At 65.0% G+C, this 13133-nt stretch carries 9 protein-coding genes and 1 pseudogene; 3 read left to right on the top strand and 7 right to left on the bottom strand.

Annotated elements, in window-relative coordinates; translation table 11 throughout:
- Positions 1-281 precede the first annotated feature (281 nt).
- Positions 282-2156, top strand: coding sequence for an HNH endonuclease (locus CQ012_RS02055; RefSeq protein ID WP_105658319.1), 1875 nt, complete (start codon positions 282-284; stop codon positions 2154-2156).
- 111 nt (positions 2157-2267) lie between these two features.
- Here CQ012_RS02055 and glpK read toward each other — a convergent pair whose 3' ends face one another.
- Genes glpK through CQ012_RS02070 form a run of 3 tightly spaced genes read right to left on the bottom strand, consistent with a single transcriptional unit; the run spans position 2268 to position 6273 of the window.
- The gene (gene glpK / locus CQ012_RS02060; protein ID WP_105658318.1) at positions 2268-3788 is read right to left on the bottom strand and encodes a glycerol kinase GlpK; all 1521 of its coding nucleotides are present in this window, start codon (positions 3786-3788) and stop codon (positions 2268-2270) included.
- Between the two features lie 17 nt (positions 3789-3805).
- Complete coding sequence (locus CQ012_RS02065) at positions 3806-4534, bottom strand: MIP/aquaporin family protein (RefSeq protein WP_105658317.1); 729 nt, start codon at positions 4532-4534, stop codon at positions 3806-3808.
- Between the two features lie 59 nt (positions 4535-4593).
- Positions 4594-6273 carry a glycerol-3-phosphate dehydrogenase/oxidase gene (locus CQ012_RS02070; RefSeq protein WP_105658316.1) on the bottom strand — a complete coding sequence of 560 codons (1680 nt, stop codon included), beginning with the start codon at positions 6271-6273 and terminating at the stop codon, positions 4594-4596.
- Between the two features lie 106 nt (positions 6274-6379).
- Between CQ012_RS02070 and CQ012_RS02075 the strand changes: the two genes are divergently transcribed.
- Entirely contained in the window at positions 6380-7387 is a 1008-nt protein-coding gene (locus tag CQ012_RS02075) for a sugar-binding transcriptional regulator (protein WP_105658315.1), read from the top strand.
- A gap of 10 nt (positions 7388-7397) precedes the next feature.
- Complete coding sequence (locus tag CQ012_RS02080; protein WP_105658314.1) at positions 7398-8294, top strand: alpha/beta fold hydrolase; 897 nt, start codon at positions 7398-7400, stop codon at positions 8292-8294.
- On the opposite strand, the gene CQ012_RS02085 is transcribed toward CQ012_RS02080, so the two are convergent.
- The 4 genes and pseudogenes from CQ012_RS02085 to rpoZ all read right to left on the bottom strand — a co-directional run bounded on the left by CQ012_RS02085 (position 8291) and on the right by rpoZ (position 13133).
- Positions 8291-10252, bottom strand: a complete 1962-nt coding sequence (locus CQ012_RS02085; RefSeq protein ID WP_105658313.1) for a primosomal protein N' family DNA-binding protein — start codon at positions 10250-10252, stop codon at positions 8291-8293. The two genes, CQ012_RS02080 and CQ012_RS02085, sit on opposite strands and share 4 nt — an antisense overlap.
- A 9-nt stretch (positions 10253-10261) precedes the next feature.
- Positions 10262-11467 carry a methionine adenosyltransferase gene (gene metK, locus CQ012_RS02090; protein ID WP_105658312.1) on the bottom strand — a complete coding sequence of 402 codons (1206 nt, stop codon included), beginning with the start codon at positions 11465-11467 and terminating at the stop codon, positions 10262-10264.
- 76 nt (positions 11468-11543) lie between these two features.
- Positions 11544-12779, bottom strand: a pseudogene (gene coaBC / locus CQ012_RS02095) (bifunctional phosphopantothenoylcysteine decarboxylase/phosphopantothenate--cysteine ligase CoaBC); the annotation flags it as partial.
- A 93-nt stretch (positions 12780-12872) separates the two neighbouring features.
- A complete protein-coding gene (rpoZ, locus tag CQ012_RS02100) occupies positions 12873-13133 on the bottom strand; it encodes a DNA-directed RNA polymerase subunit omega (RefSeq protein ID WP_286134300.1) in 261 nt (86 codons plus the stop codon).

Genomic DNA, 13133 nt, shown 5'->3' on the forward strand with positions numbered 1-13133 from the left:
TCTCACACGCTTTGCGGAAAATTTCCGATAGGAAAAACTTGTTCTTGGTTCCAGACACAACAAAAGCCCCCAAATTTCCACTCGGGGGTACGGCCAACGGGCCGTGCTCAGGCTAGGTTGCGCTTCGGATTCATATCGCGATTCTATCGCATATCCCCTGCCCACGCGCGCATCGATGAAGCGCAAGATTGCACACAGCGGCAAACGCGGCGCCACCGCAGTTATCCACATCCCGCAGCTGCCCGCAGGGGCAGGAGCTTCCAGCGCCCGATCATGGAGCCATGAACGCGCCAGCCCTGATCGCCGCATTGCGCACCGCATGCCAGGCCCCGATGCACCTCGGACCGGCCTTGTCCGGTGCCATGGTGCTGCGCCTTGGCTACCTGTGCCTGGCCCTGTATGCCGCGCTGGGCAAGCTGGTGCGCGATGCGGGCGACCCGCGCCTGGTCCTGGCGCATCTGCAGCTCACCGAAAGGTTCGCCCAGCAAGTCCATTGCGAGCAACACGCCGGCGCACTGCATGCCGAGGCCACCGGCGCCCGGGCGCTGGCACTGGACAGCTACGCGGCCCTGCGTTTGCCCGCGGATGACCCCGACGCCATCACCGACGGGCTCTTTGCCGGGGAACCGGACCTTGCCCCGGGGCGCTGCTGCTACAAGGACACCGCCCAGCTGCTGGCCGCATGGCTGGGCATCAGCTACTTCGAAGCCCAACGGCGCATTGCCGACGCGCACCTGCTCATTGGCCGGCGCACCCCCGATGGCGGCATCTGCGCGCCGCGTTTCAAGCATCTGGCCGAACTCTACGGGCAGGGCGCAGCCAACCGCCGGGCCATCGCTTCCGCCGCGCGGCGCCTTGAACGGCTCGAACCGCAGGACACCATCTTTGACGGCGTGCCCGTGCCGCTGCTGGCGCATGGCACCGATGGCCGCAGCCTGGACCAAGCCGCGGCCCACTCCCTGCGGGAGCTGGGCCCCGCCGCCGCGCAGAAGCAGATCAGCACCTCAATCAGGACCTACAAAGAACTGCACGGCAAGCAGCTGCCTCCCAAGCTCGGCATGTTCATCGGCCCGGTGAAAAACGGCGTGCATTTCTTCTCGCTGCGCACCGATGCCACCGACGCGCAACTGGTTCATTCGGTACTCACGCAGGCCGGCAACCCACGAACCAAGGCCGGCCGGGCCGATCGCGATCCCCAGCAGCAGCGCCCGGCGGGTTCGGGATCCAGCGCCAGCGGCGGCCCGCGAGAGGGCCAGGACTCCCAAGCGGACCAGGAGTCCACGGCAGGCCAGAACGCTGGCAACGGAAGTGGAGCCGCACCCGAGCCGCCGTCGTGGCTGCGCAGCGATCAGCCCATGCCGCCGTGGGCCGAAGAGGAACCAGAAGCTCACGATGGCCAGAACCCGGACGGCGGCCGCACCGCAAAGCAGGCAGAGGCCCAAGGCGAACCGCAAGACGGGGCGCAAGACGAGCCGCACCTGCAGGACTCCCCCGCCGGGCAGCCCGATGTGCATCGTCGCCGGCTCAACGCGTTCATGGCGCTGTTGCGCGCACCATTTGCTGGCGGCGAGCGAAAAGTCGTCATCCCGAAGTTCGTGGTCTACCTGTGGCTCGCGGATCTGCAGAACCTGGCGGACGCGCACGGCATGACCGCAAATGGCATCGACATCCCGCCCGGAGAACTCCGGCAGCTGCTCGCCAGGGCGAACATCATCCCGATGGTCCTTGGAGGCAACAGCCAAGTACTGGATATGGGGCGCAAGATGCGCTACCACAAAGGCCGGATCCGCGAAGCGATCATGGCCCGGGATCGCGGCTGCATCGTGCCCGACTGCACCGCGCCGCCGGATCATGTCGAAACCGACCACTACCAGAAGCCCTGGTCCGAAGGCGGCGAAACCAGTGTCTGGTCCGGGGCGGGAATGTGCACGTCCGATCACCACAAGCGCCATGCCGGACAGCTCGAGGTCATCGATGTCGATGGGCTGCCGCACGTGGTCATGCCTGCACATGTCGATCCGGAGCAAAAGCCCCGCCGCAATACCTATTGGGACGCCCGGCAAGCCGGCGAGTCCCCCGCGCGCCGCAGACCCGCCGCGCAGGAAACCGCGCGTCCAGGCCAGGAAGACACCCCTGAGGCCGCATCGGGCGATTGAGGCGATTGAGCTGCCCCGCGGGTTAAACCGGCAACGCCCGAACCACCCATCCGGGTGATTCGGGCGTTGCCGGTTGCGGCCGGCTCGGAACCGGCCAAGCCACGGTTGCGCTTAGGCCTTGGTATCTTCGTCGACCCAGTCGAAGGTGCGGGTGACAGCCTTTTTCCACAGGCGCAAGCTGCGCTCACGCGTAGCCTCATCCATGGTTGGCTCCCAGCGCTTGTCCTCGGCCCAATTGTCTTCCAGTTCGCCCAGGTCCTTCCAGAAGCCAACGGCCAGGCCAGCAGCGTAGGCTGCACCCAGTGCGGTGGTCTCGGTGACCTTCGGGCGAACCACTGGCACGCCGAGGATGTCAGCCTGGAACTGCATCAGGGCTTCGTTGGCCACCATGCCGCCGTCGACCTTCAGTTCGGTGAGCGGAACCTCTGCGTCGGCGTTGACTGCATCCAGGACTTCGCGAGTCTGGAATGCGGTGGACTCCAGGGCCGCACGGGCGATGTGGTTCTTGTTCGCATAGCGGGTCAAGCCCACGATCGCGCCACGGGCATCCGAGCGCCAATATGGTGCGAACAACCCGGAGAAGGCCGGAACGATGTACACGCCGCCGTTGTCCTCCACCTTGGCTGCCAGTTCCTCGATCTCCGGAGCGGTAGCGATCATGCCGATATTGTCGCGCAGCCACTGGATCAGCGACCCGGCCACGGCAATGGAACCTTCCAAGGCGTACACCGGTGCGTTCTCGCCCAGCTTGTAGGCCATGGTGGTCAGCAGGCCGTTGGTCGAATTCACGATCTCTGTGCCGGTGTTGAAGATCAGGAAGCAACCGGTGCCGTAGGTGTTCTTCGCGGTACCTGCGGTGAAGGCCGCCTGGCCGAAGGTCGCCGCCTGCTGGTCGCCCAGGATGCCTGCAACGGGCACCTCGCGCAGCAGCTGGTTGGTGTGCACGGAGCCGTAGACCTCCGAAGAAGAGCGGATCTGCGGCATCATCGAGCGCGGCACGCCGAAGTCAGCCAGGATCTTCTCGTCCCAGTCCAGGGTCTTGAGGTCCATGAACAGGGTACGTGATGCGTTGGTCACGTCGGTGACGTGCACGCCGCCGTCCACGCCGCCGGTCAGGTTCCACAGCACCCAGCTGTCGGTGGTGCCGAAGAGCAGGTCGCCTGCTTCGGCACGCTCCCGGGCACCTTCGACATTGTCCAGGATCCACTTGATCTTGGTGCCGGAGAAGTAGGTCGCCAGGGGCAGGCCAACGGTCTGCTTGTAGCGTTCCAGGCCGCCATCGGCTGCCAGTTCGTCGACGATGTCCTGGGTACGGGTGTCCTGCCAGACGATCGCGTTGTAGACGGCTTCGCCGGTGTTCTTATCCCACACCACCGCGGTTTCACGCTGGTTGGTGATGCCGACGACCTCGATGTCGTGGCGGGTCAGGTTGGCCTTGGACAGGGCCTGGCCAATCACTTCGCGCACGTTGCTCCAGATTTCGGCTGGATCGTGCTCGACCCATCCGGCAGCCGGGAAGATCTGCTCGTGTTCCTTCTGGCCTACCGAATGCACCTCACCGGCGTGCGTGAAGACAATTGCGCGGGAGCTGGTCGTGCCTTGGTCAATGGCGATGACGAATTTTTCACTCATGATTCACTGCTCTCTTTCTAGAACATTGGCGCGGCGGCAAGTCCGCCAAGGATACCGCCGATGGCTGGACCAGCCAACGGAACCCACGAGTAAGACCAGTCGGAGGAGCCCTTGCCCTTGATCGGCAGGATTGCGTGGGCAATTCGTGGACCGAGGTCGCGGAACGGGTTGATGGCGTAGCCGGTGGCTCCACCCAGGGACAGACCGATGGCAACAACCAGCAGGCCGACAGCCAGAGGGCCAAGCTCGTGAGGAGTGTGCCCCAGTCCGGCGATCACGAACACCAGGACGAAGGTGCCGAAGATTTCCGAGACCAGGTTCCAGCCGTAGGAGCGGATGGCCGGTCCGGTGGCGAAGACGCCCAGCTGCGTGCCCGCGTTCTGCGGATCATCCAGGTGCTTCTTGTAGGACAGCCAGGTGCCCACGGCACCCAGGAAGGCGCCAATGAACTGCGCCGCGAAGTAGAGCAGCGTATTGGCCATGGTCTTGGCGACGCCGGGGGCGTACTCGGCAACGTCCGGGTTGACCAGCAGGCCCAGGGTGACTGCCGGGTTCAGGTGGGCTCCGGAGATCCCAGCTATCCAGACGCCGCAATAGACGCCCAGGCCCCAGCCGAAGCTGATGGCTACCCAGCCCGCGGCGCTGCCGAGAGTGCCTTTCAGGGCGACGTTCGCGCAGACGCCGCCGCCCATCAGCAGGAGAATGAAAGTGCCGGCTAATTCGGCGAGAAACACGTGAGTGGACAACGTTGACCTCTTAGTGGTTTCGAGTGCCAGCGGCGCCTTGCCGCCGGCTTGGATGCAGGTTAGACCAGGGTGACTCCGTGGGCTTCTGCGAGTACCGAGAGCGAATGGTCGATCTCGGCTTGGGTCTGGGACTGGTCCCAACCCATCGGCTCTGCAAGGCAATTAGCTGCCTCGATTACCAAATCCTTCGTGACCAGGCCGCGGAAGGCCAGGTTGGTGCGGCGGATGAAGACATCGATCAACCGGCCCACCTGCTCTTGGTTCGCCATGTAGGCCAACTCCTGGCAGGACAGCTCGTTGGTGTGCTCCAGCATGGTTTCGTTGCCGCCGATGATTTCCAGCAGGGCATCGGCTCCGGTGCCATAGCGCTCGAGCAGCACGCGCAAGCGTTCGCGGCCGGCCTTGGACTCGCGCGCGGCATACCAAGCGGCGAGTTCGCCCTCGTTGGCCGGGAAGTTCTTTCCGCCACCGATGGCTACGCCGGCGGTGGACTTCACTTCACGGGCGCCGAGGAATTCCAGGGCCTTGCCGCCGAGGTTCTCGCTCAGTGCGCGGAAGGTGGTCCACTTGCCGCCGATCAGCGAGAGCATGGTGGTCGCGTCGGTCAGGCGGGTTTCCTTGATCTGGTAATCGCGGGATACGAAGCCTGGCGCGGTGTCGTCATGGCTGGGCAGGGGGCGCACGCCGGAGAACTTGTAGACGATCTGTTCCCTGGTGGCCTTGATGCCCGGGAAGACATGGTGGACCAGCTCGAAGAAGTAGTCGACTTCCTCGTCGGTGCATACCGCTGGCTCGTTCATGTCGTGCTCGAGGTCGGTGGTGCCGACCAGCACGCGGCCGAGCATCGGGTAGATGAGCACGATTCGGCCGTCTTCATGCTCGAAGAAGATTTCGCGGCCTCCGGTAGCGGCGAGCAGTTCCGGGTGATCCAGCACGATGTGCGAACCCTTGGTGCCGCCGGTCCACTTGGTATCGCGGCCCAGGTCCTTGTTGGTCAGATCCACCCACGCGCCGGTGGCGTTGATGATGACATCGGCGTCGAAGTCGAATTCTTCGCCGGAGAGCATATCGCGCAGCTTCGCGGTGCCGCCGTCGACGCCGGCCAGCTCAACGTAGTTGCTGGCGCGGGCCTCGTCGTTGGCGTTCAGGCCTTCACGCAGCACATCCAGGGTCAGCCGCTCGGGGTTGTGCACCGAGGCGTCGAAATAGGTGGCGGTGTACTTGACGTCATCGCGCAGTGCTGGCAGATCCTGGCGGGCAGCCTTGCCGGCCTTGAAGTTATGCCAAGGGGTGTTGCGTCCGCCGATCCCTGCGAACACGTCGTACATGATCAACCCGGCCTTGATCAGCGCCGCCCCGCGTTCGGTTGGCTTGCCCGACTTGTGGGACAGGAAGCGCATCGGTGCGCTGAGGATGCCGGAGAAGGTGGAGAAGATGGGAATGGTGGTCTGCAGCGGCTTCACGTAGTGCGGAGCGATCTCCAGCAGCGAGTTGCGCTCCTGCACCGACTCGTGAACCAGGCGGAACTCGCCGTTCTCCAGATAGCGGATTCCGCCATGGATCATGTGCGAGCTGGCACCCGAAGCGCCCTGGCAGTAATCGCCGCGCTCGATCAGGGCTACATCAATCCCCTGCATGGCCAGGTAGCGGAAGGTCGCTACGCCGTTGATGCCACCGCCAACAACCAGAACCTGCGCCTGCGGACGTTCGCGCAGTTTGGCTAGCTGTTCCCGAATCACGATTTGTGCCCCTTATGTAAATATTGAATGAGTCTGAAGCTAGTCTTGTTACTGAACGGCAAAGCGGTCAAACAAAATGCACAAACGTGCAGAAGTGGTCTGAATCATGATGAAATCCTCGTCCGGGGGCACCTACAAGCGGGCAACGACTGGCACATCTGTGCACAGCACCCCCAAGGCGAAGGATGCGCTGCGCGCCGCCCAGCTGTATTACCTTCAGGATATGAAGATGGAAGTGATCGCCAAGGAGCTGGGCACCTCGCGGTCCACGGTCTCCCGGTTACTCACCCACGCCAAGCGCACCGGCATGGTTTCGATCAGCATCTCCCCCAGCGCCAACATGTCGGCGCTGCTGGGAAACCAGCTCTCCGAGCACTACGGGATCAGCTTCAACGTCGTACCCACCGATGGCAACATGGATGACTCCGAGCTGCTGGCCCGGGTCTCTGCGCACGCGGCCTACCTGCTCGGCGGCATGGTTTCCTCCTCGATGACGGTGGGTGTTGCCTGGGGATCGACCATGCAGTCGGTGTCCACGGCGCTGGGCTCCCACCCGACCCATGACACGAAGATCGTGCAGCTCAATGGAGCGGCTAATCCGGTGACCAGCGGCGTGCGCTATGCCAGCGACATCCTCACGCGTTTCGGCCAAGCCTTCACCGCCCGCACCGAGCAGTTCCCGGTCCCGGCCTTCTTCGACCGGGCCTCCACCCGCGACGCAATGTGGAAGGAAACATCGATCCGCCGGGTACTGCAGGTGCAGAAGGAGATGAGTCTCGCGGTATTCTCCCTGGGCTCGGCCGGCTCCGCCGTGGCTTCGCAGGTCTACCGCGGCGGCTACCTGACCAAGGCGGAAACCCAAGAGCTCAACGAGATCGGCGTGGTCGGCGACGTGGCCACGGTGTTCTTCGACAAGGACGGGAACAGCTCGAACATTTCGCTTAATGCCCGCTCCACCGGCCCGAACCTCGATGCCCTTCGCAAGGTGCCGACCCGTTTCTGCGTGGTCGCCGGCCGCGGCAAGCTCCAGGCCGTGCGCGGTGCGCTCAAAGGCGGGCTGATCACCGATCTGGTGATCGACGAAGGCACCGCCCTGGCGCTGCTGGACGGGTAGGGTTAAAGCCATGGCCCCACGACAGCAGCTAGTGACCACCCATCATTTGAACGGTGCAGAAATCCGGGTCTACACCCACCCGGCCCAGCAGCCCTCCCGCGGGGTGATCTACGCCGTGCATGGTTTCCGCGGAGACCACCACGGGCTGGCGCGCATCGTCTCGCACCTGGAGCACTACACGGTGATCGTTCCCGATCTTCCCGGCTTTGGCACTTCGACCTCGATGGCGGATCTGCCCCATGACGTCGAGGGGTACGCTGCGGTGCTCAATCAGCTGGCCGAAGAGCTGCAGCTGGAATCCTCCGTGCACCTGCTGGGGCATTCCTTCGGCTCGATCGTGGCCGCCAAGCTGGCCACCGTCCGCGGCTTTGCCTCGCTGGTATTGCTCAACCCGATCTCCGAGCCGGCGTTGGAGTCCGACCAGGCGCTGCTGGCCAAGCTCACCAGCGGCTACTACGAGGTGTGCGCCAAGCTTCCGGCCCGCATCGGCGAACCGCTGCTGCGTTCCAAGCTGTTCAGCGATGCCATGAGCCTGGTGATGACCAAGAGCAGGGACCCGGAAATCCGCCGCTACGTGCGCGAGCAGCACCGCGCCTACTTCGGCGGCTTCCACTCGCGGGCCACCTTGGCCCAGTCGTACCGCGCCTCGGTCAGCGCAACGGTCGGGGACTACTCCCCTGCGCTGAGCTTGCCGACGCTGATGGTCGGCGGCCTGCAAGACGAACTGGGCACCGCGCAGACGCAGGAGGCGCTGCGGGCCAGCTTCGCCAACGCCCAACTGGTCATGCTCGAGAACGTCGGGCATCTGATCCACTACGAGAAGGCTCCCGAAACCGCCGCCGCCATCGATGGCTTCCTGCAGCTGCTGGCAACCGGCCAGGCCGAGGATCCCGCGGCGGGCTCCTAGAGCGCGTCGTCCGGGTCGATAGCGATATTCACGACCGGGTCCTTGGCCGCGGACATGCTCGCGCGCAGCTGGCGCAGGGCCATGGTCACCGCCGGCCCGTCGGAGTAGGAGAAGAAGAGCACGTAGCGGTGCTGGGCCGGGGGCCCGTCTATCACCGTCGGGCCGTGGATTTGCACGCACTGCCGGGTCTGCGGATCCAGGTTCGCGACCAGCCGTTCGGCGCCCAGGCCCGAAATCACTGCGCTGCGCACTGCCGGAGGCAACCCCACCTCGCGGCGCTCGGCCAATTCGCGTTCGGCAAAGCTCGCCGGGTCATAGCGCACCAGCGCGGCCCCGGCGGGGCTCGGATTGCCGGTGAGCACCACTACCCCGTCGGCACGCGCCATGGAAGCAGCGGTGAACCAGCGGGAGATGACTTCTTCGGGGTTGCGCAGCGAATCGTGGGTCATCATCTTGTCGGCATCGAGCAGCAGCACCGCGGCGTAGCCGGATTCGGCAAATGGTTCGACCCCTGGCGTAGCGACCACCAGCGCCGGTTTGCCGGGAATCTTGTCCACGGGTTTTGCTCCGGTGGAAGAAATAACGCTGACCTTAGGGAAGGCCAGCCCGAGTTCTTCGGCGGTGCGGTCGGCGCCGATGCTGGCGGCCCGGATCCTCGGTGAGGCGCAGTGCACGCACCGGTAGTCGTGGTACTGCTCGCCGCACCAGCGGCAAGCCACATGCGAGCCTTTGCCGGCGATGTGCAGCGGGCCTTGGCAGGCAGTGCAGCGCGCCGGGGTCCGGCAGTCCTGGCAGGCCAGCGCCGGCATAAACCCGGTGCGCGCCACTTGCACCAGCACCGGGCCGGATTCCAGCGCCCTGGTAGCTTCCCGCCAGGCCAGCGAAGGGATGCGGGCCCGGGCGAGCACCGGGTCGCGCTCGAGCTCGAAATCGTTTGTGGTGGCCACAATGCGGGCGGTTTGCGCACGCAACAGGTCGCGGGGAACCTTCAGTTCGGTGGCCCAGCCGGTCGCCACCAGGCGCTGGGCTTCGACCGAGCGCGATGGCGATGCGATCAGCAGGGAGATGCCTGCTTGCTGGCTGCGCAGCAACGCCACCTCGCGGCTGTGCTGGTAGGGTGCGCGCTGTTCGCGGTGCGATTGGTCCGCGTCCTGCCACACGATCATCAGTTCCAGCCCGGGCACGTGGCATAGCGCCGCCGAACGGGTGCCGATGACGATCTGCACATGCCCTCCGATGGCACGCAGGAAGTTGCGGTAGCGCGGAGTCGGCCCGTCGTCGGCCTGCAGCCGCGCATAGGATTCGGCGCCGAAGTGCTCATCGAGATAGCCACCCAGCAGCCGCAGGTCGCGCGCGTCGGGCACGATCAGCAGCACGCGCTTGCCGCGCTCAAGCACCGGACGGGCCGCATCCATCAAGAACCCTGGCCAGGCACCGTGGAAATTCGGCACCCAGGTGGCAACGGCGCGCAGGGTTTCGCCGCTTCCCCAGGCGTCAAGCGCTTGGGCGCCGTGCTCGTAGCGGGAGAGCTGGTTCGGGGCGTCGGGCAGCAACGGCGCGACGGTGGCCAATTCCTCTTTTTCGACCTTGGCCGCGCGGGCGGGCACCGCAAGACGCACCACATCCCACAGGGTTCCGGCATAGCGGGTCGCGATCTCCTGCGCGGCGGCCACGATTTCCGGGTACAGCGCCACCTGGGTGCTGACCAGCTTGGCCAGCGGCCGCAGTTTCATCTCCGGGGCGTGGTCCTCGAGCACCGCGACGATGAATCCGGAGAGCAGCTGCGGCCCGAAGGGCACCTTCACGCGCACCCCCGCCACGGCATCCTGGGCCATCGAGGGAGGAATCTCGTAATCGAAGAAGCGGTCCAGGTGCGGGACGGAAGAATCAATCAGCACCCGGGCAACCCGCTTGAGGCGGGCCGGCTCGGGTGCTGAGATGAGGGCGTCTTGCTGCACGCTCAGGTCCTAGGCGTTGAACCAGCTGCGCAGGGCCTCGACGCGGTCCAGCTTCTCCCAGGTGAAGTCGTTGTCCTCGCGGCCGAAGTGGCCGTGGGCAGCGGTCTTGCGGTAGATCGGGCGCTTCAAGTCCAGGTCTTCGATGATGCCCAGCGGGCGCAGGTCGAATACCTCGTTGATGGCCTTGGTGATCTTGGCCGGATCAACGGTTTCGGTGCCGAAGGTCTCCACATACAGGCCCACCGGACGGGCCACGCCGATCGCGTAGGCCACCTGGACCTCGGCACGGCGTGCCAGGCCGGCGGCGACCACGTTCTTGGCCACCCAGCGCATCGCGTAGGCAGCCGAGCGGTCGACCTTCGAAGGGTCCTTGCCCGAGAAGGCGCCTCCGCCGTGGCGGGCGAAGCCGCCGTAGGTGTCCACGATGATCTTGCGGCCGGTCAGCCCGGCATCGCCGACCGGGCCGCCGATGATGAACGGGCCCGATGGGTTCAGGATGATCTTGGTGTTCGAGATGTCCAGGCCCGAACGCTCCAGGATCGGGGTCACAACCTCTTCATGCAGGTCGGCCTTCAGGGTCGCCAGCTCGTATTCGGCGGCGTGCTGGCTGGAGACAACCACGGTGTCCACGGAGACCGGCTTGTCGCCGTCGTAGCCAATGGTGACCTGGGTCTTGCCATCCGGGCGCAGCAGCGGCATGCGGCCGTTCTTGCGGACCTGGGTCAGGCGCTCGGACAGGCGGTGCGCCAGGAAAATCGGGGTCGGCATCAGCGAGTCGGTCTCATCCGAGGCGTAGCCGAACATCAGGCCCTGGTCGCCGGCACCCTGCATGTCGCGGGGATCCTTGGCCGTGCCTTCGCGCGACTCCAGCGAGTTGAAGACGCCGTCGTGGATCTCCTGGGACTGCTGGCCGATCGACACGGACACGCCGCAGCGCGCACCGTCGAAGCCGTTGGCCGAGGAGTCGTAGCCGATATCCAGGATGGTCTTGCGGACGATCTCCGGGATCTCCACGTAGCCATTGGTGGTCACCTCGCCGGCAACGTGCACCAGCCCGGTGGTGGTCAGGGTCTCGACGGCGACCTTCGAGTCCGGATCCTGCGCCAGCATGGCGTCGAGGATCGCGTCGGAAATCTGGTCGCAAATCTTGTCCGGGTGGCCCTCGGTCACGGATTCCGAGGTGAAAAGACGAAGTTCAGGGGTTGTTGAAGTCACCGTATAACTCTATCTGGTCTCTGGGACCGGTAAGCAGATCTGGTACGTTTCGTGAACAAGCACCGTATGGCGCCACTCACTTTGTTACAGCTGCATGACTTTTTGTTGCATTCGAAATCTGTTCGATGACCACGCGGGCCACCTCGAGCTTGCTGCCCGAAGCCTGCACCGAGTCGGCGCCATCGGCGAAAAGAACCTGGATGCTATTGGTTTCCTGCCCGAAGGTCAGGGATGCGCCCACCTCGTTGACCACGAGCATTTCGCAGCCCTTGCGGTTCAGCTTGGCCTGGCCGTACTCCAGCACGGTCCCCTGCTCATCGCCGGTCTCGGCGGCAAAACCGACAATGAACGGCGGCAGTTGCGGATTCTGTCCGCGCGCGGCGACCAGCTCGGCGAGGATGTCCGGGTTGCGCACCAGTTCGATGACCGGAGCCGAATGCTCATCGCGCTTCTTGATCTTCGAGTTCTCGATTCTTGCCGGGCGGAAATCGGCGACCGCGGCATTCATGATCAGCACGTCTTGGCCCTCGGCGCAGTCGAAGACCGCCTCGCGCAGCTCCAGTGCGCTGGAGGCGTGCACCAGCCGTACGCCATGCGGCGCGGGCACTTCCAGATGGGTGGCGATCAGCGTGACCTCGGCCCCGGCATCTCGGGCGGCCTGTGCCAGCGCGACACCCTGGCGGCCCGAGGAGCGGTTACCCAGGAAGCGCACCGGGTCCAGCGGTTCACGGGTGCCGCCGGCGGTGATCAGTACCTTGGCTCCGGCCAGCACCGGTTCGGCGAGCAGGTCCTGGATTGCGGCGAAAATTTCATCGGGTTCTGGAAGCCGGCCCGGCCCCGAGTCCTTGCCGGTCAGCCGCCCGGAGGCGGGTTCGATCACCCGCACGCCGCGATCCCGCAGGGTTTGCACATTCGCGGCAGTGGCCGGATGCTGCCACATTTCGGTGTGCATGGCCGGGGCCATCACTACCGGCGCCCGCGTGGCCAGCAGGGTTCCGGTGAGCAGGTCGTCAGCCAATCCCGCAGCGGCCTTGGCTAAGACGTCCGCGGTGGCCGGCACGACCATCACCAGATCGGCCTGCTGGCCCAGGCGCACGTGATTGACCGAATCCACCGCGTCGAAGACGTTCGAGGTGACAGGATTTCCGGACAAGGCCTCCCAGGTGGCGTTGCCCACGAAGTTGGCGACGTTCCGGGTGGGGATCACGTCGACGTGGTGCCCGGCTTCGCGCAGCAAGCGCAGCAGGAGTACGGACTTGTAGGCGGCGATACCAGCGGAAACGCCTAGGACAATTCGCTTCACGAAGTACTTCCTCGAGGATTCGGTGCGGCAATGAGGTGGGTGCGGGAGAAAAAGGAGCTTAACGAAAAAGAAGGCGCCCGCTCAGGGGCGCCGACTTTTCGATTAGTCTTCGATGACCTCGGCTGCGGTTACCTTCAGCAGGTTATCGTCCAGCTCGCGCAAGGCGATGGTCAGCGGCTTCTCGTTCAGCTTGGTTTCCACCAGTGGGCCTACGTACTCGAACAGGCCTTCGTTCAGCTGCGCGTAGTAGGCGTTGATCTGGCGTGCACGCTTGGCCGAGTTCAGCACAATGGCGTACTTCGAGTCGTTGGTCTCAAGCAACGAGTCGATCGATGGGTTAATGATTCCCTCTGGGTTGGACAC

The sequence above is a fragment of the Arthrobacter sp. MYb214 genome (genome assembly GCF_002979865.1).
Classification (GTDB): Bacteria; Actinomycetota; Actinomycetes; order Actinomycetales; family Micrococcaceae; genus Glutamicibacter.

What these genes read in the sequence shown, in the direction of transcription:
- CQ012_RS02080 (WP_105658314.1), top strand. Translation starts at nt 7,398, where the DNA reads ATGGCCCCACGACAGCAGCTAGTGACCACCCATCATTTGAACGGTGCA.
- CQ012_RS02075 (WP_105658315.1), top strand. Translation starts at nt 6,380, where the DNA reads ATGATGAAATCCTCGTCCGGGGGCACCTACAAGCGGGCAACGACTGGC.
- CQ012_RS02055 (WP_105658319.1), top strand. Translation starts at nt 282, where the DNA reads ATGAACGCGCCAGCCCTGATCGCCGCATTGCGCACCGCATGCCAGGCC.
- glpK (WP_105658318.1), bottom strand. Translation starts at nt 3,788, where the DNA reads ATGAGTGAAAAATTCGTCATCGCCATTGACCAAGGCACGACCAGCTCC.